The 18,327-nt window shown below is 71.2% G+C and carries 20 protein-coding genes and 1 tRNA gene; 8 read left to right on the forward strand and 13 right to left on the reverse strand.

The window, feature by feature from the left end:
- The first annotated feature begins 9 nt into the window (after positions 1-9).
- The 5 genes from BO39_RS17225 (at position 10) to BO39_RS17245 (ending at position 4,504) form a co-directional block, all read left to right on the forward strand.
- Positions 10-1,587: a mitofilin family membrane protein gene (locus BO39_RS17225; RefSeq protein WP_043835605.1), complete on the forward strand. Its 1,578-nt coding sequence runs from the start codon at positions 10-12 to the stop codon at positions 1,585-1,587.
- Positions 1,587-2,897, forward strand: a complete 1,311-nt coding sequence (locus BO39_RS17230) for a heme biosynthesis HemY N-terminal domain-containing protein (protein WP_052402232.1) — start codon at positions 1,587-1,589, stop codon at positions 2,895-2,897. The genes BO39_RS17225 and BO39_RS17230 overlap by 1 nt, the downstream gene beginning before the upstream one ends.
- 102 nt (positions 2,898-2,999) lie before the next feature.
- A tRNA-Thr gene (locus tag BO39_RS17235) sits at positions 3,000-3,074 on the forward strand.
- Between the two features lie 201 nt (positions 3,075-3,275).
- Complete coding sequence (locus BO39_RS17240; RefSeq protein WP_052402233.1) at positions 3,276-3,905, forward strand: trypsin-like serine peptidase; 630 nt, start codon at positions 3,276-3,278, stop codon at positions 3,903-3,905.
- Between the two features lie 212 nt (positions 3,906-4,117).
- Complete coding sequence (locus BO39_RS17245) at positions 4,118-4,504, forward strand: hypothetical protein (protein WP_169742777.1); 387 nt, start codon at positions 4,118-4,120, stop codon at positions 4,502-4,504.
- Positions 4,505-4,607: 103 nt separating this feature from the next.
- Here the strand turns inward: BO39_RS17245 and BO39_RS32660 are convergent, their stop codons facing one another.
- The 13 genes from BO39_RS32660 to BO39_RS17305 form a co-directional block, all read right to left on the reverse strand.
- Entirely contained in the window at positions 4,608-4,775 is a 168-nt protein-coding gene (locus tag BO39_RS32660) for a hypothetical protein (RefSeq protein ID WP_156963729.1), read from the reverse strand.
- 114 nt (positions 4,776-4,889) lie between these two features.
- Positions 4,890-5,912: a hemin-degrading factor gene (locus BO39_RS17250; protein WP_043835610.1), complete on the reverse strand. Its 1,023-nt coding sequence runs from the start codon at positions 5,910-5,912 to the stop codon at positions 4,890-4,892.
- 90 nt (positions 5,913-6,002) lie between these two features.
- Entirely contained in the window at positions 6,003-7,037 is a 1,035-nt protein-coding gene (locus tag BO39_RS17255) for a uroporphyrinogen decarboxylase/cobalamine-independent methonine synthase family protein (protein WP_043835611.1), read from the reverse strand.
- Between the two features lie 2 nt (positions 7,038-7,039).
- A complete protein-coding gene (locus BO39_RS17260; protein WP_043835612.1) occupies positions 7,040-7,411 on the reverse strand; it encodes a nuclear transport factor 2 family protein in 372 nt (123 codons plus the stop codon).
- Between the two features lie 9 nt (positions 7,412-7,420).
- Positions 7,421-8,320 carry an NAD(P)-dependent oxidoreductase gene (locus tag BO39_RS17265; protein ID WP_052402234.1) on the reverse strand — a complete coding sequence of 300 codons (900 nt, stop codon included), beginning with the start codon at positions 8,318-8,320 and terminating at the stop codon, positions 7,421-7,423.
- A gap of 2 nt (positions 8,321-8,322) precedes the next feature.
- Entirely contained in the window at positions 8,323-9,054 is a 732-nt protein-coding gene (locus BO39_RS17270) for an ABC transporter ATP-binding protein (RefSeq protein ID WP_043835613.1), read from the reverse strand.
- Positions 9,044-9,757, reverse strand: a complete 714-nt coding sequence (locus tag BO39_RS17275; protein WP_043835614.1) for an ABC transporter ATP-binding protein — start codon at positions 9,755-9,757, stop codon at positions 9,044-9,046. The genes BO39_RS17270 and BO39_RS17275 overlap by 11 nt, the downstream gene beginning before the upstream one ends.
- Positions 9,754-10,734 (reverse strand): branched-chain amino acid ABC transporter permease, encoded by a 981-nt coding sequence (locus BO39_RS17280; protein WP_084698204.1) that lies wholly within the window; start codon positions 10,732-10,734, stop codon positions 9,754-9,756. The genes BO39_RS17275 and BO39_RS17280 overlap by 4 nt, the downstream gene beginning before the upstream one ends.
- Positions 10,731-11,612, reverse strand: coding sequence for a branched-chain amino acid ABC transporter permease (locus tag BO39_RS17285; RefSeq protein WP_043835616.1), 882 nt, complete (start codon positions 11,610-11,612; stop codon positions 10,731-10,733). The genes BO39_RS17280 and BO39_RS17285 overlap by 4 nt, the downstream gene beginning before the upstream one ends.
- Complete coding sequence (locus tag BO39_RS17290) at positions 11,612-12,877, reverse strand: amino acid ABC transporter substrate-binding protein (protein WP_043835727.1); 1,266 nt, start codon at positions 12,875-12,877, stop codon at positions 11,612-11,614. Before BO39_RS17290 ends, BO39_RS17285 begins: the two co-directional genes overlap by 1 nt.
- 63 nt (positions 12,878-12,940) lie before the next feature.
- Entirely contained in the window at positions 12,941-13,846 is a 906-nt protein-coding gene (locus BO39_RS17295; RefSeq protein ID WP_043835618.1) for a dioxygenase family protein, read from the reverse strand.
- Positions 13,847-13,916: 70 nt separating this feature from the next.
- A complete protein-coding gene (locus tag BO39_RS17300) occupies positions 13,917-14,909 on the reverse strand; it encodes a Bug family tripartite tricarboxylate transporter substrate binding protein (protein ID WP_043835620.1) in 993 nt (330 codons plus the stop codon).
- A gap of 2 nt (positions 14,910-14,911) precedes the next feature.
- Positions 14,912-15,778 (reverse strand): fumarylacetoacetate hydrolase family protein, encoded by an 867-nt coding sequence (locus BO39_RS17305; protein ID WP_043835622.1) that lies wholly within the window; start codon positions 15,776-15,778, stop codon positions 14,912-14,914.
- A gap of 111 nt (positions 15,779-15,889) precedes the next feature.
- Here BO39_RS17305 and BO39_RS17310 point away from each other — a divergent pair, with 111 nt between their 5' ends.
- The 3 genes from BO39_RS17310 (at position 15,890) to BO39_RS17320 (ending at position 18,318) form a co-directional block, all read left to right on the forward strand.
- Positions 15,890-16,582, forward strand: a complete 693-nt coding sequence (locus BO39_RS17310) for a GntR family transcriptional regulator (RefSeq protein ID WP_043835624.1) — start codon at positions 15,890-15,892, stop codon at positions 16,580-16,582.
- Between the two features lie 177 nt (positions 16,583-16,759).
- Positions 16,760-17,302: a (2Fe-2S)-binding protein gene (locus BO39_RS17315; protein WP_084698206.1), complete on the forward strand. Its 543-nt coding sequence runs from the start codon at positions 16,760-16,762 to the stop codon at positions 17,300-17,302.
- On the forward strand, positions 17,299-18,318 hold the full coding sequence (locus BO39_RS17320) for an FAD binding domain-containing protein (RefSeq protein ID WP_043835626.1): 1,020 nt from the start codon (positions 17,299-17,301) through the stop codon (positions 18,316-18,318). Before BO39_RS17315 ends, BO39_RS17320 begins: the two co-directional genes overlap by 4 nt.
- Positions 18,319-18,327 lie beyond the last annotated feature (9 nt).

The following is an 18,327-nucleotide window of genomic DNA, read 5'->3' on the forward strand; positions in this document are numbered from 1 at the left end:
CCCGACCTCATGAGCGACAAGCCCAGCACGCCCCCCGGGGGACCCGGCGCCAAGGGCCGGCCCGCGGCGGATACGTCAGGCAGGGGGAACAAGCCCGGCACGACCAACGCCACCGGGCGGGACGCGACGGCCTCCAGTGCCGGCGTTCCCTCCGCGGCGGAGCTGGCCTCGTCCTCGTCCTCCTCGGCCGCCGCCTCCTCCGCAGCTGCGCCGATTCTGGCGGCCACGGCGCCCGTACCACCCAGTGCTGCGGCGCCCTCCGGCGGCACGGGCCCCTCGTCCGCGCCGGCCATGCCGCCCCGCCCGCCTGCCGCGCCCGCGAAGCGATTCGAGCCGGCGATCCTTCCGATCGCGGCCGCGCTGATCGTGCTGGTCGGCGCCATCGCCTATCTTCTCTCCAGCCCGCGCGCCACGGTGAACAACCCTGTCGCGCTGCAGCAGGCCGATGCGGCGCGGATGAACGCGGTGGACACGCGCCTCGCCGCCCTTGAGGCCCGTCCCTCCGCCGCTGGCTTCGCCGAGCGCGCCGCCGCCACCGAGCGCCGGCTGGACGCCGCCGAGACGACCGTACGCGAGCTGGGCGCCAAGCCCATCGTGGACGCCGATGCCCGCGCGGGCGTCACCGCCCTGACCGCCGCGGTCGAGACCGCCCGGAACGCCTCCGCCGAGGGGCTGAAGCGGCTGGAGGAGCGTCTCGCCGCCCTCGATGCCCGCACGCAGGAGGAGCGGCGCCAGGCCGATGCCCGCCTCGCCGCCCTCGACACCCGTGCCCAGGAGGACGCCCGCCGCACGGAGGCGCGAATCGCCCAGGCCGAGGCGACCCTCGCCAACCGCCTGACCGGCGCCGAGCAGTCCCTCGCCGCCCGCGTGACCGCGGCCGAGCAGGCCTTCGCCCCGCGCCTGGCCGCCCTCGACGCCGCGCTGAACCAGCGAGTGGAGGCGGCCGGACAGTCCATGGCCCAGCGCCTGGACGCCGCCGGCAAAAGCCTCGACGAGCGGCTCGCCCGCGCCGAGGCCGGCGTGAACGAGCGCATGGGCCAGCAGGAGGCCGCCCTCGCGCAGCGGGTGCAGGGTTTCGAGCAGCGCCTTGCCCAGGCCGAGGCCGCTGAGCGCCGGCTGACCGCGCTCGCCGCCCGTGGCACCATCCAGGCCGCGCTGGAAGCTGGCCGTCCGCTCGGGCAGGCCCTTTCAGGCCTGCCGGGCACGCCGCCGGTCGCGCTCACCCGCTACCGTGACGCGGCGCCGCCGACGGAGGCTGCGCTGCGCCTCTCCTTCGAGGACGCGGCCCGTGCGGCCCGCGTCGCAGCCGAGCCGCAGGGGCAGTCGGTGACCGATACCGCCCTTTCCCGCCTCCAGGGCCTCGTTACCGTTCGTCGCGGCGAGCAGGTGGTGGTCGGCGACGCTGTCTCGGGCGAGCTGGAGCGCGCCCGCCGCTCGCTCGACGCCGGCGACCTGTCCGGCGCGGTGGAGCGGCTGGAGAAGCTGCCCGCTCCGTCGCGCGATGCCATGGCGGGTTGGATCGGCCAGGCGCGTGAGTTGGTGGAGGCCCGGGTGGCCCTCCGCGACATCGGCACGGGGTCCAACTGATGCTCCGCGCGATCTGGCTGCTGATCCTCCTCGCCCTCGGGGTCTGGGCGGCGCTTTTCCTCCGCCAGATGGGCGGGAACGTGGAGATCAGCGTCGGGCAGACCTTCATCGGCATCCCCGTCTGGCTGGGGCTGCTCGCGCTGGTGGTCGGCTTCGTGGTGCTGCACGGCATCCTCTCCGCCTGGAAGTCGCTGCGGGGCTGGCCGGCGCGGATGCGTGCCCGCCGAGCCGAGCGGCACCGCCGCGACGGCGATGCCGCCGTCACCCGCGCCCTGGTGGCGCTGGCCGCCGGCACCCCGGATCAGGCCCGCACCGAAATCCGGCGCGCCCGCGGCCTGTTGGGCGACACGCCCCACACCCTGCTGCTGACGGCCGAGGCCGAGCGCATGGCCGGGCGCAACGACGCCGCCAACGAGGCCTTCCGTGCCTTGGTGGCGCGGGAGGACGGCAAGTTCCTCGGCCTGCGCGGCCTGCTGCGGGACGCCATGCAGCGGGAGGACTGGCCGACCGCGCAGCGCCTTGCGCGCGAGGCCGAGGCCGCCCAGCCCGGCGCCGAATGGGTGAAGACCGAGCGTGCGGCGCTCGCCCTTCGCACGCGCGACTGGCGCGAGGCGCTGGCCCTCTCCCCGCCAGGGCAGCTTACCGGGCATCGGCGCGCGGCGCTCGCCCTGGCGGCCGCCATGCAGGAGCCCGACCCGGCGAAGGCCGCCACCTTGGAGAAGGAGGCGCTCTCGGCCGATCCGCGCTTCGCCCCGGCCGCGCTGGCTGTGGCCCGGCGGCAGGCGGCCGAGGGCAGCCCGCGCCGTGCGAAGACCACGCTGCAGAATGCCTGGACCGCCGCCCCGCATCCCGACCTCGCCACCGCCTATCTCGGCGAAGAGGTTGACGCACTGGCGCGGGTGAAGTCGGCGGAAGCCCTGACGCATGACAACCGTGGTCATCCCGAAAGCCGCCTCGTGCTTGGCCGCACGGCGCTCGCCGCCGGGCTGACCGGGCGGGCGCGGGCAGAGCTGGAGGGGCTGGTCTCCTCCGGTCAGGCCGACCGCCGCGCCTATCTGGCGATGGTGGACATGGACGCGGTGGAGTTGGGCGACAGCGCCGCCGGCCGCGCGACCGAGGCGAAGTGGCTGCGCCTCGCCGCTGCCGCACCGCCCGAGCCGCGCTGGCAGTGCCTCTCCTGCGGCACGGCGCACAAGGGCTGGGAGCCGCTCTGCGAGAGCTGCGGCACGCCCGGCCGCATCGAGTGGACCGGCAGCGCGCCGGTGGTGGATCCCGGGGCGGCCAAGGGCGGTGCGGTGGCCACGGCCTGAGCTGGCCGGAGCCCCGCGCGAAGCAAGTGGTGTTGCCCCCGCGCGCGGGGGCGGCTAGAAGGCGCCGCAGGACGTCGTCGCCCCCGCAGGCACGGCGTCGGGGCCGGGTTAGCACAGCGGTAGTGCAATCGATTCGTAATCGATAGGTCGCGAGTTCGATTCTCGCACCCGGCACCATCCTTTCCCCGAAGAACCATGTCAGATCGCCCTTCTTCGCCGCGTTCCAGGCCGAGGCGGACATCCCGCGCGCGCAGGGGATGCCGTGCGATCCTGTGCCTGTTCGTAGCGCTCATCCTCCCTTTCGCGGCCGATGCGCGCGAACCGCTCATCCCCCGCTCGGAACTGCCCGGCCTCGGCGCCGCCGACCCACGGCAACCCGTGGAGTCCGGTGCCGCGCCCTGGGCGGCGCTCGGGCGGGTGCAGACGGAACTCGGTGCCCGTTGTACGGGCACCCTCATTGGTCCTCGCAAGGTGCTGACCGCCGCGCACTGCCTTGTGGCGCCGGGCGCCGAGAGATGGGTGCGGCCTTCCTCCGTTCATTTTCTTCTCGGCTACCGGCAAGGGGCCTGGAGAGGGGAAGGGCGGGCCAGCAGCTTCGTCACTGGCCCCGGCTTCGACCCGGTATCGCGCACGCCGGCGGGCGCCGACTGGGCAATCCTCACCCTTGCCGCGCCCCTGCCCAATGACGCCGCTCTGCCACTGCTGGGCATAGAGTTGTTGTCCGGGACGCCCCTGATGCTGGGCGGCTACCAGCAGGACCGGCCGGAGATCCTCTTGGCAGACATTTCCTGCCAAGTCCTGGGCGGTGCCGTTCACGACGGGCGCCCGCTGCTCATCCATGACTGCGGCGGCACGCGCGGGACCAGCGGAGGACCGGTGCTTGCACGTGGAAGCGATGGAGCCTGGGCGGTCGCGGGCGTCGCAGTCGCCGCGTCCCGCGCCCGGGCGCTCGGCCTTGCCGTGCCTATCGCCGCCCTGCGCCAAGCTTCCGAGCGGGCAGGGGAGTAGCGTGAGGTGTGGCTGCGGCGTCCGGCACAGTGCGGCCCCCGCTGAGGCAGCGCTGCGCGTAGCCTTCCTATAGCGGCCTGGGCCATGCGCCGACATCCCAGGCTGCGGGGCGGCACAGTTGGGCTCTTCGATACGAAGCCGGACCGTGTCATGTTTCCCGGCATGACCGCAGCGAACAAGGCGGGCCGAAGCGCCGCCACATGTCCCCCGCCATGAGGATCTTCGGTGTCCTCATCCTGGCGGCGCTGATGATCGGGGGCGGCTTCCTGGTGACGGAGGCCCTAGGGTTACGCGAGCCGTCTACCTCGGCCGACCGCTGCGCCGAAGCGACGGATGGCGCCCGTCAGGCCTTCGAAGCAGGCCCTATGGCGCGCGGAGGCCTGCGTCTGGCTGAACTGTCGCCGGGCAGGCGAGCCGAAGCAGGAGAGGCGGCGGCTCCAGGCCTCGTTCTCTGCCGGGCAGAAGCGCTCTTCGCCAACGGCATGCGGGATACGCTCTGGTTCGCCCTCGTGCCGATGGCCAATGGCGCCGATAGAAGGTTCATGGTGCACGCGGCCCCCGGCGACATCGGGCGCCGAAGCATTCTCGCCCTTCGCTAGAAGGGGGCGGTCAGAAGGCAGATGGCGGGAGAAAGGGAAGGCACGGGCATCCCCCTGCCTTCCCTGCCGGCGGAAGCTTCCGCCGGAACCCGGCTAACAAGCCTCAGCGAACGATGACGGACGGGCTGGCCGGCGTCGGCATGACCATCGGCGCCGGCGCGGGCGTGACGACGGTGGCCGTGGGCGGCGGAGCCGGGGGAGCGGTGTTCACCGTGCAGGCGGCGAGGCCCAGGGAAACCGCCACGACCGCAAGGACAGGAAGCAAGCGCATTCGAGTTCTCCGTTGCATGAACCAACAAGGGCGTAACTTCGAACCCCGCATTTCGTATCGAATGGCGCACCATGACAGCTTCGTGAAGATTGCCGCCTGGAGCGTGCAGCGCGGTCAGGCTGCGGCGTCGATGGCCCCGTCCTCTACCGCCGCCACCAGGGCACGCCAGTCCTCACGCTCGGGCTGCCCCGGTTTGCGTTCCCCAAAGAGAAGGGTGATCGGCGCGCCGTTCGCGTCCAGCAGCTCGATGCTCGTCACGGCCCCGTCTGCAGTCGGCTTCACCACGCGCCAGGCTTCGGCCACGCCCGCTTCGCGCAAGTGGAGGTTGAAGTCGGTGTCGAGCACGTTGAACCAGCCGTAGACTTCAGCCAGCCGGTGGATGGGACCGGTGTGGATCTGGATGGCGTGGCGGTTGCCCACGAAGACCATCACCGGCACCGCGCCGGAGGCCGCCAGCCGCAGCGCCGCCGATCCGGCCCGGCCGTCCAGCCGCCGCGCCAGGTCCTCGCCGGCCAGGCGGAAGGCTTGGCGCCGTGTTGCCTTGTGCCGCCGCAGCATGGCGATGAAGTCGTGCGTGTCGCGAAGCGCTAGCCAGTCCTCGCGCAGCGTCTTGGCGTCCACCAACCCCTCCGAGGGAGCGGCGTGGATCGTGGGCATGGCAGCGGGGGGCGGCGTCCCGGCGGTTGCGAACTCCGCGACCAGCGCGGCCCAGGCGTCGCGGTCCGTCCTCTCGGTCGCGAAGACCTTGTGCACGGCCTCGCCGTCCTTGTCGAAGATCTGGATCGAGGGGCGGGCACCATCCAGCGCGTAGGCATTGGCCCAGGCGCCGGGAAAGAGCCGGAGGTCGATCTCCGGCCCGAGCACGAGGATATGCCCCGGCCCTGTCGAGACATGGCGGAAGCTGCCGTAGCGCTCGTGCACCGCGTGCTCGTTGCGGGTCAGCGCCATGATGCGCCCGAGCCGGGGAAGGGCGCCGACCAGCGCCGGCCAGTCGCGGCGGATCAGCGCCACCGGCCCTTCCGCCCCCGCGGCCACCAGCGCGGCCTCCGTCGTCCCGAGGCTGGCGGCCGCGTCGCGGATCCGCAGCCTCGGATTTTCCCCCTTCAGCGCAGCGTAGCGTTCGAGGAGGTCCGTCATCCAAGCTCTCCCGCCGGCCCGCCGTCCAGGCGCGACGGGCCGGAAGAGGAGTTTGCGCCCGATTACGCGCGCCGCAAGACCCGTGGGGCGTCAGCCCTGCAGCTCGCGCCGCACGATCGCGGCCCCCTCGGCCATGGCGCGCAGCTTGCCGAAGGCGCGGGCGCGGGGGAGGTACTTCATGCCGCAATCGGGCGCGACCACCAGCCGCTCGGCCGGCAGCCGCTCCAGCGCGGCGCGGATCCGCTCCGCCACCACGTCCGGTGTCTCCACCTCCGCGCTGCCGAGGTCGATCACGCCGAGCATGATCGTCTTGCCGGAAAGCTCGTCCAGCACGGAGAGGTCGAGCTTCGGCTGCGCCGCCTCGATCGAGATCTGCGCCGCCGTGCAGTCAGCGAGCTGCGGCAGGAAGGAGTAGCCGGAGGGCTTGTCCTTCACGACGGCCGCGTAGCCGAAGCAGAGATGGACGACGGTGTCCCCCTCCAGCCCTTCGAGTGCGCGGTTGAGGGCGCGGACGCCGAAGCGGGCCGCCGCCTCCGGCCGGGCCTGCATCCAGGGCTCGTCGATCTGAATGATGTCGATCCCCGCGGCCTTGAGGTCACGCGCTTCCTCGTTCACGGCGACGGCATAGTCCATCGCCATCGCCTCTTCGTCCCGGTAGTGCTCGTCATAGGCCTGCTGGGACATGGTGAAGGGGCCGGGCAGGGTGATCTTCGTACGGCGCTCGGTGTTGGCGACGAGGAACTCCACGTCGCGCACCTCCACCGGGCGCGTGCGGCGGATGGGCCCGACCACGCGGGGCACCATCGTCTCCTTGCCGGCGCGGCCCATGGTGCGGGCGGGATTGTCGAGGTCCACGCCGTCGAGCGCGAGGGCGAAGCGGTTGGAGTAGCTCTCCCGCCGGATCTCGCCGTCCGTCACGATGTCGATGCCCGCCCGTTCCATGTCGCGGATCGCGAGCAGCGTCGCGTCGTCCTGCGCGCCCTCCAGCGCGTCCTCCGCCACCCGCCACATGCCCTTCATCCGCACGCGCGGCACGAGGTTCTGCGCCAGCACCGCGCGGTCCACCAGCCAGTCCGGCTGCGGGTAGCTACCAACGACGGTGGTGGGAAGAAGGGTTTCGGTCATGCTCAGGCTTTCGGTAGTGAGGTCGGCTGGTAGGCGAGAAGGCGCCAGACCCCATCCTCGCGCGCCCAGACCGCACAGGTAAGGGAGCCGATGGTGCGGTCGGTGCCGTGGCGGGTGATGTCGGCCCCCATCGTGCCGAGTGCAACCGCGGCATCGGCACCGGCGGGCAGCACGGTCTTCACCTCGTGCCAGGTCTTGCGGTAGCGCAGCGTGCCGTCCGACAGCGTGGCGAGGTAGCTCGCCTTCGTGTCCTGGCTGCCGTCCGAGTGCGAGTAGACGAGCCGGTCCGATAGCAGCGCGCCAAGCGCCTCCATGTCGCCCGCCTCCATGGCGGCGTAGCGGCGCGCCTCGAGCGCGCGGATCTCATCCCTCATGGTGCTTCCCTAGCGTGGATTGGGCGCGAGCAGCCGCTCGGGCCAGGTGGCGACGCGGAAGAAGTCGAGCCCGCCCTCGCCGGAGGCCTGGTAGGCGGCGGCGAACTGGCGGGCCATGGCCGAGAGCGGCATGGGCGCGCCCTCGCGCTGCCCAACGGCCAGCGCGAGGTCCAGATCCTTGGCTACGAGGTCCACGTCCGCCGCGGGCGTCCAGTCGCGAGCCTTCAGCATCTCCGCCTTGTAGGCCAGGAGCGGGGAGGCCACGACGCTCTTCGACAGCGCCTCCACCATGGCGGACCAGTCGAGCCCAAGCCGGCCACCGAAGGCCAGCGCCTCCCCGATGATGGCGGGGGTCATGGCAACGACCATGTTCACCATGAGCTTCACCGCCCGCGCCTCCTCGGCCGGCCCGCAGCGCAGCGTCTCCCGGCCGAGCACCGAAAGGAGCGGCGCGCAGCGGTCCAGCGCGGCCTCAGGGCCGGAGGCGAAGATCGTCAGCGCGCCGGCCGCCGCCGTGGACGTGCTGCCGGAAACGGGGCAGCGCAGGTAGTCGGCCCCGCGCGCCGCGATCACCTCGGCCACGCGCGCGGAAGCGGCGGGGGAGACGGTGCTGAGGTCGATCAGCACCTGCCCGGGCCGCATCTCCTCGGCCAAGCCGCCCGGCCCCGTCACGACCGAGAGCAGGGCGAGGTCGTTCGGCACCATCGAGAGGACGATATCCGACGCCTCCGCCAGCGCCGCCGCGGTCACCGCCGGGCGTGCCCCGGCCTCGGCCATGGGCGCGAGGCGGGCCGGGTCCGTATCTGTTACCGACAGCGCGGCCCCGGCCTCGATCAGACGGTGGCAGAGCGGCGTGCCCATGCGGCCGACGCCGATCCAGCCGAGCTTCCAGCCCTCCAGTGCAGCCATGCTTAAAGCCCCAGGTAGAACTTGCGGACCAACTCGCTGTCGCCGAGCGCCGCGGGGCTGTCCCCCTGGAACTCCACGTGGCCGTGGACGAGGACGTAGCCGCGGTCGGCGATGCGGATCGCCTGGTGGAAGTTCTGCTCGGCCATCAGCACCGTGAGCCCGAGCTTCTCCTTCAGTTCCGCGATCTTCTCGATCGTGCGCGCGACAAGGATGGGCGCGAGCCCGACCGAGGGTTCGTCCACCAGCAGGATCTTCGGCGCGCACATCACCGCGCGGCCGAGCGCCACCATTTGCTGCTCGCCGCCGCTCATGCTGCCGACGGCCTGGGAGCGCCGCTCCTTCAGCCGGGGGAAGGCCTCGTAGCAGAACTCCAGGTGGCGCGGGATGGAGGGCCGGGCGGCACGGCGATAGGCGCCGAGCAGCAGGTTTTCCTCGACACTCAGGCGCGGGAAGAGGCGCCGCCCCTCCGGCACGATGGCGATGCCGAGGTTGACGATATCCTCCGGCGAGCGCCCGACGAGATCCGTCGTCACCCCGTCGATAGTCACGCTGATCCGCCCGCGCGTCGGCTTGAGCAGGCCGAGGATGCAGCGCATGAGCGTCGTCTTGCCGTTGCCGTTGGTGCCGAGCAGCGCGACCGTCTCGCCGCTGTCCACCCGCAGCGACACGCCGTCCAGCGCACGCACGGCGCCGTAGGCGGCGTCCACGTCCTCGATGAGAAGGCTAGCGGCCAAGATAGGCCTCCTCGACCTCGGGCATGGAGAGGACGGCGCGCGGATCGCCGTCCGCTACCTTCTTCCCGGCCACCAGCACGGCGATGCGCTGGGAGAACTCGGTGACCGCCCGCATGACATGCTCGATCATGATGATCGTCGTGCCGCGCTCGTTCAGCCGGAACAGCAGGGCGAGGATCTGGTCCACCTCCGTGTGGGAGAGGCCGGCCATGGCCTCGTCCGCGATCAACAAGTCGGGCTTCAGGGCCGTTGCGCGCGCCAGCTCCAGGCGGCGCAACTCCACCTGGGTCAGCTCCTTCGGCATCCGTGAGGCCTTGCCCGCCAGCTCCACGGATTCGAGGCAGGCCATGGCCGCCTCGTCCGTCGCGGCCTCCCGCCCGGCGTAGGCGAGTGGCACGCGGATGTTGTCGATCACGGAAAGGCCGCGGAAGGGCCGCGGAAGCTGGAAGGTGCGTGCCAATCCGCGCCGCGCCCGCTCGTGCGACTTCAGCCCGGCCAGCTTCTCACCCTTGAAGGTGAAGCCGCCGTCATGGCTCGGGAAGGCGCCGGCGAGGCAGTTGGTGAAGGTGCTCTTGCCCGAGCCGTTGGGGCCGATCAGCCCCAGCCGCTCCCCGGCGCGCACCTCGAGGTTGATGCCGGACAGCGCGGTGAAGCCGCCGAAGCGCTTGCCCACACCGTCGGCGCGGAGAACGATGTCGCTCATCGACGCCCCCGGAACAGCCCGATGATGCCGTGCGGCGCGGCGCAGACGAAGACCACCAACAGCACGCCCACGATCAGCAGGTTCGCCGCCGAGGAGATCGTCACCGTTGCCGCCTGCTGCAGCGAGGAGAGCAGCACCGCCCCGATCAGCGGCCCCGCCCAGCTCGAGGTGCCGCCGATCAGCGGCATCGCGATGGCGTTCACCGCGTAGGAAAGCCCGAAGGCCGAGCCCGGCTCCACATAGGAGCCGATGAAGGGCAGGGGGGCGCCCGCCACGGCCATCATCGCGCCACTGACGGTGGTGGCCACCAGCTTCAGCCGCAATGTCGGAACGCCCGTGGCCTCCGCCGCCTGCTCGTCGTCGCGCAACGCGGCAAGCCCGAGGCCGAGCCGCGAGGTCTCGATCGTCCGCGCGATGGCGACAGACGCCGCGGCGAGCACGACAAGCACCGCGCAGAGAAAGCCCGAATAGGTCTCGAAGGGCCAGGGCACGTCCCGCGGGCGCAGCACATAGGCGCCGCGCGAGCCGCCCACATAGGACCAGTTCACCACAATCGTCTGGAGCACCACCGAGAGGCAAAGGGTGGCGATGGCAAAATAGGCGCCGCGCAGCCGCAGCGTCAGCACCCCCGTGCCGAAGCCGAGCGCCCCGCCGACAACGGCCGCCAGCCCGATGCAGGGCAGCAGCCCCAGCCCCATCGCCTTGCCGAAGGCGACCGTCGCATAGGCCCCCGCCGCGAAGAAGGCGGCGGCGCCGAAGTTCACGTAGCCTGCGTAACCGCCGAGGATGTTCCAGGCGGTGGCCAGCACGACGTATTGCAGCACGATGGTGCTGACGAAATAGACGTACTCGCTGCCGATCCCCCTGAGCGCCAGAATTACTGCCAACCCCACGGCCGCGGCGGCCAGCCAGAAAGCTGCATGACCCATCCGGCGGGGGGCTGTCAGCGTCACGCCGGGAAGCGTCGCATCGCTCATGCCGCCCTCCCGAACAGGCCCTGGGGCCGCACCGCCAGCACGAGCAGCAGGCAGCCGAAGGCGACCGCCGGGGACCAAGAAGGCCCGTAGAAGGTCGCCGTCACGTTCTCCACCACGCCGAAGGCGAGGGCGGCCAGCACGCAGCCGCCGAGGGAGGAGAGCCCGCCCATGATGACGATGGCGAAGACCCGGCCGATGAACACATGGCCGGAGGTCGCGTCCACCGGCTGCACCACCACGAGCGCGCCCCCGGCCAGCGCCGCGAGGGCGATGGAGATGCCGAAGGCGAGGCGCTTCACCCGCACGGGGTCGATGGCCAGCAGCCGCAGCGCCTCCCGGTCCTGCGCGACGGCCGCGATCGCGCGCCCCATGAAGGTCCGCCGCAGGAAGAGCGAGAGCCCGCCGATGGCCAGCAGCGAGACCAGCATCGGCACCAGCATGCGCAGCGGCAGGTCCACCTCGCCGAGCTGGATGGTGGTGTTGGCGTAGGAGGCGTCGGCGAAGTGCTGCTCGGGCCCGAGGGTCAGCACCAGCCCGACCTCGATAATGAAGAGAACGCCGAAAAAGAAGGCGAGGCCCTGGATGGCCTCGTCCCCGCGCCGCTCGAAGAAGTGGTGATAGGCCACGTAGAGCGCCGCCCCCAGCGCCCAGAAGGCGGGGGTCAGCAGGATGGAGAGAACCAGCGGGTCGATCCCCGTCGCCCCCCAGAGAAGGGCGACGAGCATGGCCCCCAGCACCATGAAGGCTGGGTGGGCGATGTTGACCACGTCCAGCATCCCGAAGGAGACGGAGAGTCCCGCGGCCGCGGCCGCGTAGAGGCCGCCCAGCAGCAGGCCCGAAACGATGCCGTTGAGAAGGAGGACGAGGTCGGGGTCCATCAGGCACCCGCCGTGTAGGGCTTGCGCAGCTCGCCGGACTTATACTTCGGCGGGTACAGGACGACCTGGGTGTCGGGCCGGCGGAACTGCTCGATCCCGTTGCCCTGGATGCCCTGGTACTGGGTATAGAGGTTGCGGTCCTCGGTCCACTCGCCCTGGGCGTCGAAGCGCATCGGGCCGATCACCGTGTCGAACTGGTTGGCGTGCATGTCCGCTGCCAGCGCCGCCTGGTCGATCTTGCCCACGCGCCGCACCGCCTGCTCCAGCACCTGCATCTGGGCATAGGCCATGGGCGGCACGTAGTAGCCGAGCGCGTCCGTCCCCTCTCGGGCGGCGATCGGCTGGTAGCGCTCGATCAGCGCCTGGACGCCCGGGAACTGAAGCGTCGGGGCGGGCGCGTACACATCCCAGACCACCAGGTTGTTCAGAATGGGGCCGAGCTGGAGCTTCTGCGCCGTGATGTGCGGCCCGATCATCGGCCCCCCCATCAGCGGGAAGTTCACGCGCAGCTCGCTCGCGGCCCGCAGCATGCCCGCGGTATCCGGCGGGTAGGAACCGATGAAGACCGCGTCCGGCCGCGCCGACTGGACGGAGCGCATGATGGGCGAGAAATCCACCGTCGTCGGCGGGTAGGCGCGGTCGTAGACGATCCGCAGGCCGCGCTCCCTTGCCAGGAACCGCGCGCTCTCGGCGGCGCGCTGGTGGAAGTCGCTGTCGAGATAGGCGATGGCGATGGTGCGCGGCCGCGGCTCCATCGCCATGGCGATGTCGATGAAGCCCTTCGCGAAGGTGCCCTTGAGGTCCGTGCCGGTGGTGGTGACGGAGAAGTAGCGGTCGTACTTGAAATCCGCGTTCACGTTGGCCGCGAAGAGCGACACGAAGGCCATGTTCCGCTGCATCACCACGGGCATGGCCGGCGCCGCGATCGCCGTGGAGTAGCCGGAGACGACGAGGTCCACCTTATCGACGTCGAGCAGCTTCGTGTAGATGCCCGGCACCTGGGAGCCGTTGCTCTGATCGTCGTAATAGACCAGCTCCACCGGCCGCCCGAGCAGGCCGCCCTTGGAATTCACGTCCTCCGCCCAGATGCGGTGCGTGGTCAGTGCCGGGCGGCCGTTGCCCGCCAGCCCGCCCGAGAGCGACATCGAGAAGCCGATCCGGATCGGCGGACCCGAGGGCGCCGTCTGCGCGCGGGCGGCGGCCGGCAGGGCTGCGGCCGTCGCCAGTGCCAGCCGGCCCATGTCGCGCCTGCTGATCTCTTTCATGAACCTAACCTCCTCCATGGCCGGGCTTTCCGCCCTGGTCCGGTGTCGATGCTGGGGCCGGGCTTACTCCGCGGCGATTTTGGACGGATCGGCGCCCACGCGGCCGGTCTTGTCGTGCTCCGCGCGGCGGGCGATGTGGAAGTCGTAGTGCACGCTCGGCACGGCGGGGTCGGGCGAGCCTTCCACGCCGGTCCGCGGATTCACGACGAGGGATTCCGACACACCGAAGACCACGTCGCTGTCGATATACTGGTCGCTGCCGAGATAGAGGGCCGTCACCAGCTCGCGGTAGCCCTCGGCGCCGATCAGCATGTGGATATGCGCGGGGCGGCAGCCGTGGCGGCCCTGGGCGGTGATCATGGTGCCGACCGGCCCGTCCATCGGGATGTAGTAGCCGAGCGGGAACAGGGTGCGGACGACGTAGCGCCCCTCCTCATCCGTGCGGAACTGGCCGCGCATGTCCATCTGCTGGGGGTCGATGGCCTGGAGGTCGTAATAGCCCTCCGCGTCGGTCTGCCAGACCTCTACGCTCGCGTTCGGCACGCCGCGGCCGTTCTCGTCCAGCACGCGGCCGAAGACGATCAGCTCCGGCCCCTTGGCGTGGACCGCGATGCTCTCGCCCATCTCGAACTTCGGCGAGGCCTCGCGGTAGAAGGGGCCAAGCAGGCTCGCCTCCGTCGCGTCGCCCATCCGGTTCGCCTTGTCGTCCATCAGGTTCACCAGGCGCGACAGGCCCAGCGTGTCCGAGAGAAGGATGAACTCCTGGCGCGACGGCGTGCAGGTCTGCCCGGTGCGGGTGAGGAAGCCGATTGCCTTCAGCCACTCGTCCGGGGTCAGGCGGATCTCGCGCGCGAAGCTGTGGAGGTGGCGCACGAGGCTCTCCATCACCTCCTTCATGCGCGGGTCCTCGGTGGTCGCCATCTGCGCGATCACGGCATCGGTGATGCTGTTCTGGTCAAGGTCGGCCATCTCGTCGCCCCTCTCTGGGGGTGGTCCCCGCGGCCACCCCTCGATCCTCTTTGCCTGGCCCCTGAAGAGGCTAGTCCGGCCTGATGTTGGCAGCGGCGACCACGGGGCGCCACTTGGCAATTTCGGCCCGCGTCATCTCGCCCAGCGCCTCGGGCGTGCCGCCGAGCGGCTCTACCCCCTGGGCGCGCAGATTGGCCAGGGCTGCGGGGTCGGCCAGCAGGTCGTTGGTCGTCTTGTTCAGCCGCGCCACGATCTCGGGCGGCAGGCCCGCGGGGCCGAAGAGATGCCAGCGTCCCTCGACCACGAAGTCCTGCAGCCCGGCCTCCGCCATGGTCGGCAGGTCCGGCAGGATGCTCACCCGCTTCTCGGAGGTGACGGCCAGCGCCTTCAGGGCGCCGACATCCAGCTGCGGCTTCAGCCCCAGCGGATGGTAGAACATGCCGTCCACCCGCCCCGCCACGAGGTCCGTCACCCCCTGGCCGGCGTTACGGTAGGGCACGTGCTGGGTGTCGATCCCCGCGCGCAGGTTGAGCAGCGCCTGGGAGAGGTGCCCCGTGGTCCCGTTCCCCGCCGAGGCGAAGGTCAGCGGCCGACGCTTCGCCAGCGCCACCAACTCCGCGACCGAGGAAACGCCGAGCGACGGCGTGATGCCGAGAACCGCCGCCGTCGTCACGAAGGGTGCGATCGGCGTGAAGTCCTTGACGGGGTCGAAGCCCTGGTCGGTGAAGAGGCTCGCGTTGATCCCGTGCGTGCCGTTCGTGCCGAGCAGCAGCGTGTAGCCGTCCGCCGGTGCCCGCGCGACCGCGAGCGCGCCCACGTTCCCGCCCGCGCCGGCACGATTGTCCACCACGATCGTCTGCCCGACCTGCCGGCCGATCGCCTCGGCCAGGATGCGGCCGAGGATGTCGGTGGTGGTGCCAGCGGCGAAGGGCACGATCAGGCGGATCGGCCGGTTCGGCCAGGCGCCCTGGGCCAGGGCCGGCCGGACGAGGAGCGCCGCGAGACCCCCCAGCGCCGCGCGGCGGGAGGCCCGGATCGTCGTGGCAGCTGGGTGGGGTGCCATGCTCAGGCCGCCTCGTCCTGGACCGGGTTGGACAGCACGCCCAGCCCCTCGATCTCGACCTCCATCGTGTCCCCCGCCTTCATGAAGATCGGCGGCTTGCGGGCATAGCCCACGCCGCTCGGCGTGCCCGTCGCGATCATGTCGCCCGGCTCCAGCGTCATCACTTCGCTGAGGATCGCGAGGATGCGCGGCACCGGGAAGATCATGTCCGAGGTGTTCGAGTCCTGCATCGTCTGCCCGTTGAGGCGGGAGGTGATGCGGAGCGCGTTCGGCCCCTGCGGGATCTCGTCGGGCGTCACGATCTCGGGCCCGACCCCGCCGGTCCGCTCGAAGTTCTTGCCCATGGTCCATTGGCCGCCCTTGCGCTGGTAGTCGCGCACCGAGCCCTCGTTCATGATCGTGTAGCCGGCCACGCAGGAGAGGGCGTCGGCCTCGCTCAGGTGGCGGGCCCGCTTGCCGATCACGATCACCAGCTCCGCCTCGTAGTCGAACTTGTCGGAAACCTTCGGCCGGATCAGCGGCTCGCCATGGCCTACGAGCGAGGTCGGGCCGCGCATGAAGACGGCCGGGTAGTCCGGAATGGGGTTGCCGCCCTCCTTCGCGTGCAAGGCGTAGTTCAGGCCGATGCAGATCATCTTGCCCGGGCGCGGGACGGGCGGCAGCAGCTTCAGCCCCGCCATGGGCCGGCGCGGCGCGCTCTTCAGCTTCTCGGCCAGCGCGGCGGTGCCCTCGGGCAGGTTCAGCGCGGCGAAGGCGGGCAGGATATCGGCGGGCAGGCCCGGCACCACATCGGCCAAGGCCACCACTTCATCGCCCAGGCGGGCGCCAAGGGCCGGGCGGCCCTCATGCTCGAACGCGATCAGTCGCACGCTGCGTTTCCTCCAACTTGGGTGCGGAGGTTTTGTCGAAATTCCACGGCCGTCAAGCAGGATCATCGGTAGGGTTGCGGAATCAGGGGCTTTCGCGATGATACATTCGGTATGTCAGACGCCACGCCGCTTCCCGAAGGGCGCGACCCCACCCTCGCCACCGCCGTTCACCGGCGGCTGCGCGAGGACATCCTTTCCGGCCGCCTGCCACCCGGGCTGAAGCTGAAGCTGCGCGACCTCGCCCAGAACTACGGCGCCGGAGCCTCGCCGATGCGGGAAGCCCTGTCCAAGCTCGCGGCCGAGGGGCTGGCGGAACGGCTGGAGCATCGCGGCTTCCGTGTTGCCGCCGCCGCGCCCTGCCAGCTTGAGGGCCTGATCCGCGCGCGGGTGCTCGCCGAATCCGCGGCGCTGCGCGAATCCATCCGTCGCGGCGACGCCGCCTGGGAGGACGCACTGGTGCTGGCCGAGCACCGATTGAACCGCTTGGCCCGCTCGCTCGACCCCGCGCGCTATTCCCTCAACCCGGATTGGGAGTGCTGCCACCGGGTATTCCACCAGGCACTGCTCGCCGCCTGCGGGGCGCCGCCACTCCTCGCCTTTTGCGAGCGGCTGCAGGAGGAGGCGGGCCGCTACCGGGCGCTGGCGAATACCATTGCCTATCCGGGCCGCGACGTGGAGGCCGAGCACAGGGCCATCCTTCGTGCCGCCCTGGCCCGTGACGCCGATGCGGCCGTCGCCCTGCTGGCCGAGCACTACGAGCGCACCGGCGCCCTCGTCGGGGCCGACCTCGGCCGCCGGGGCTGATCCCGCCGGCGCCGAGCGACCGACGCAACTGCCGTAGCCGTCCTTACGTTCCGCCATCCAGGAACGGAGGCTCGGCACGGAGCGACCCGGCCCCTGGCCGGTGCGTGAGGTGCCTCGCTGCCCGCCCGGTGTCCGCCGGGCCGCCTCCGGTGCCCAAGCCCCTTGCAGGACACCGTCATGGCCGACCTCGACCTCCCCGCCCGGCAGGGCTTCACCCCGGATGCACCTTCCGCGGCACTCCCCGGCGAGATCCCCCTCACGCTGACCATCAACGGCGAGCGCCGCGAATTGCACGTGCGCCCCTGGACCACCCTGCTCGACCTGCTGCGCGAGGACCTGCACCTCTACGGCACGAAGAAGGGCTGCGACCACGGCCAGTGCGGTGCCTGCACGGTGCTGGTGGACGGGCAGCGCATCAACTCCTGCCTCGCACTCGCGGTGAGCAAGGATGGCTGCGAGGTCACGACTGTCGAAGGCCTGGCCGCCCCCGACGGCGCCCTGCACCCGATGCAGGAGGCCTTCATCGAGCACGATGCCTTCCAGTGCGGCTACTGCACGCCCGGCCAGATCTGCTCAGCGGTCGGCCTCGTCCAGGAGGGGCATGCGAGGACTCCCGACGAAATCCGGGAACAGATGAGCGGCAACATCTGCCGCTGTGGCGCCTACACGAACATCGTCGATGCCATCGAGGACGTGCTCGCGAAGGAAACCGCGAAGTGAACCGCTTCTCCTACGCCCGCCCGGGCAGCGTGGCGGATGCCGTGCGTGAGGTCGGCTCGAGCCCCGCCGCGAAGGTCCTCGCCGGCGGAACCAACCTCGTGGACCTCATGAAGTACAACGTGGAGCGCCCCGCGCACCTCGTGGACGTCACCCGCCTGCCGGGGCTGAAAGAGATCGAGGAAACGGGGGAGGGCGGGCTGCGCATCGGCGCCCTCGTCAGCAACAGTGATGTCGCCTACGACCCGCGCGTGCAGGAGCGCTACCCGCTGCTCTCCTCGGCCATCCTCGCGGGCGCCACCGCGCAGCTCCGCAATGCCGCGACCACCGGCGGCAACCTGCTCCAGCGCACGCGCTGCTACTATTTTTATGACGCCGCCACGCCCTGCAACAAGCGCGCGCCTGGCACCGGCTGCCCTGCCAAGACCGGCGTGAACCGCATCCACGCCATCCTCGGCACCTCCGAGCACTGCATCGCCACCCACCCCTCCGACATGGCCGTCGCGATGGCGGCGCTGGAGGCGGTGATCCATGCTTCCGGCCCGAATGGCGAGCGTGAGATCCCCATTGCCGAGTTCCACCGCCTGCCCGGCGACACGCCCGAGCGTGACACGAATCTTGGCGCGGACGAGGTCGTTACCGCCGTGACCCTGCCGACGCCCCGCTTCGCCACGAACTACACCTACCTCAAGCTGCGCGACCGCCTCTCTTACGCCTTCGCCCTCGTCTCGGTGGCGGCGGCTTTCGACATGGAGGGCGGCACGGTGCGGGAGGCGCGCATCGCCCTCGGCGGCGTCGCCCACAAGCCCTGGCGCGTGCCCGAAGCGGAGGCGATGCTCAAGGGCGTGGTGCCCGAGCGCGGCGCCTTCGCCATGGTGGCCGAGCGCATCCTCCAGGGCGCGCAGGGCTATGGCGGCAACAGCTTCAAGATCGAGCTCGCCCGCCTCGCCATCATCCGCGCCCTCTCCCAGGCCGCGGCCGGCACGCCGCAGTCCCAGACCGACAAGCGCATCCAGTAAGGGGGACGA

It is taken from the genome of Roseomonas aerilata DSM 19363 (genome assembly GCF_000711725.1).
GTDB classification, from domain to species: Bacteria; Pseudomonadota; Alphaproteobacteria; order Acetobacterales; family Acetobacteraceae; genus Roseomonas; species Roseomonas aerilata.

Coding starts and splice junctions, on each gene's coding strand:
- BO39_RS17225 (WP_043835605.1), top strand. CDS start 10: ATGAGCGACAAGCCCAGCACGCCCCCCGGGGGACCCGGCGCCAAGGGC.
- BO39_RS17230 (WP_052402232.1), top strand. CDS start 1,587: ATGCTCCGCGCGATCTGGCTGCTGATCCTCCTCGCCCTCGGGGTCTGG.
- BO39_RS17245 (WP_169742777.1), top strand. CDS start 4,118: ATGAGGATCTTCGGTGTCCTCATCCTGGCGGCGCTGATGATCGGGGGC.
- BO39_RS32660 (WP_156963729.1), bottom strand. CDS start 4,775: ATGCGCTTGCTTCCTGTCCTTGCGGTCGTGGCGGTTTCCCTGGGCCTC.
- BO39_RS17250 (WP_043835610.1), bottom strand. CDS start 5,912: ATGACGGACCTCCTCGAACGCTACGCTGCGCTGAAGGGGGAAAATCCG.
- BO39_RS17255 (WP_043835611.1), bottom strand. CDS start 7,037: ATGACCGAAACCCTTCTTCCCACCACCGTCGTTGGTAGCTACCCGCAG.
- BO39_RS17260 (WP_043835612.1), bottom strand. CDS start 7,411: ATGAGGGATGAGATCCGCGCGCTCGAGGCGCGCCGCTACGCCGCCATG.
- BO39_RS17265 (WP_052402234.1), bottom strand. CDS start 8,320: ATGGCTGCACTGGAGGGCTGGAAGCTCGGCTGGATCGGCGTCGGCCGC.
- BO39_RS17275 (WP_043835614.1), bottom strand. CDS start 9,757: ATGAGCGACATCGTTCTCCGCGCCGACGGTGTGGGCAAGCGCTTCGGC.
- BO39_RS17280 (WP_084698204.1), bottom strand. CDS start 10,734: ATGAGCGATGCGACGCTTCCCGGCGTGACGCTGACAGCCCCCCGCCGG.
- BO39_RS17285 (WP_043835616.1), bottom strand. CDS start 11,612: ATGGACCCCGACCTCGTCCTCCTTCTCAACGGCATCGTTTCGGGCCTG.
- BO39_RS17290 (WP_043835727.1), bottom strand. CDS start 12,877: ATGAAAGAGATCAGCAGGCGCGACATGGGCCGGCTGGCACTGGCGACG.
- BO39_RS17295 (WP_043835618.1), bottom strand. CDS start 13,846: ATGGCCGACCTTGACCAGAACAGCATCACCGATGCCGTGATCGCGCAG.
- BO39_RS17300 (WP_043835620.1), bottom strand. CDS start 14,909: ATGGCACCCCACCCAGCTGCCACGACGATCCGGGCCTCCCGCCGCGCG.
- BO39_RS17310 (WP_043835624.1), top strand. CDS start 15,890: ATGTCAGACGCCACGCCGCTTCCCGAAGGGCGCGACCCCACCCTCGCC.
- BO39_RS17315 (WP_084698206.1), top strand. CDS start 16,760: ATGGCCGACCTCGACCTCCCCGCCCGGCAGGGCTTCACCCCGGATGCA.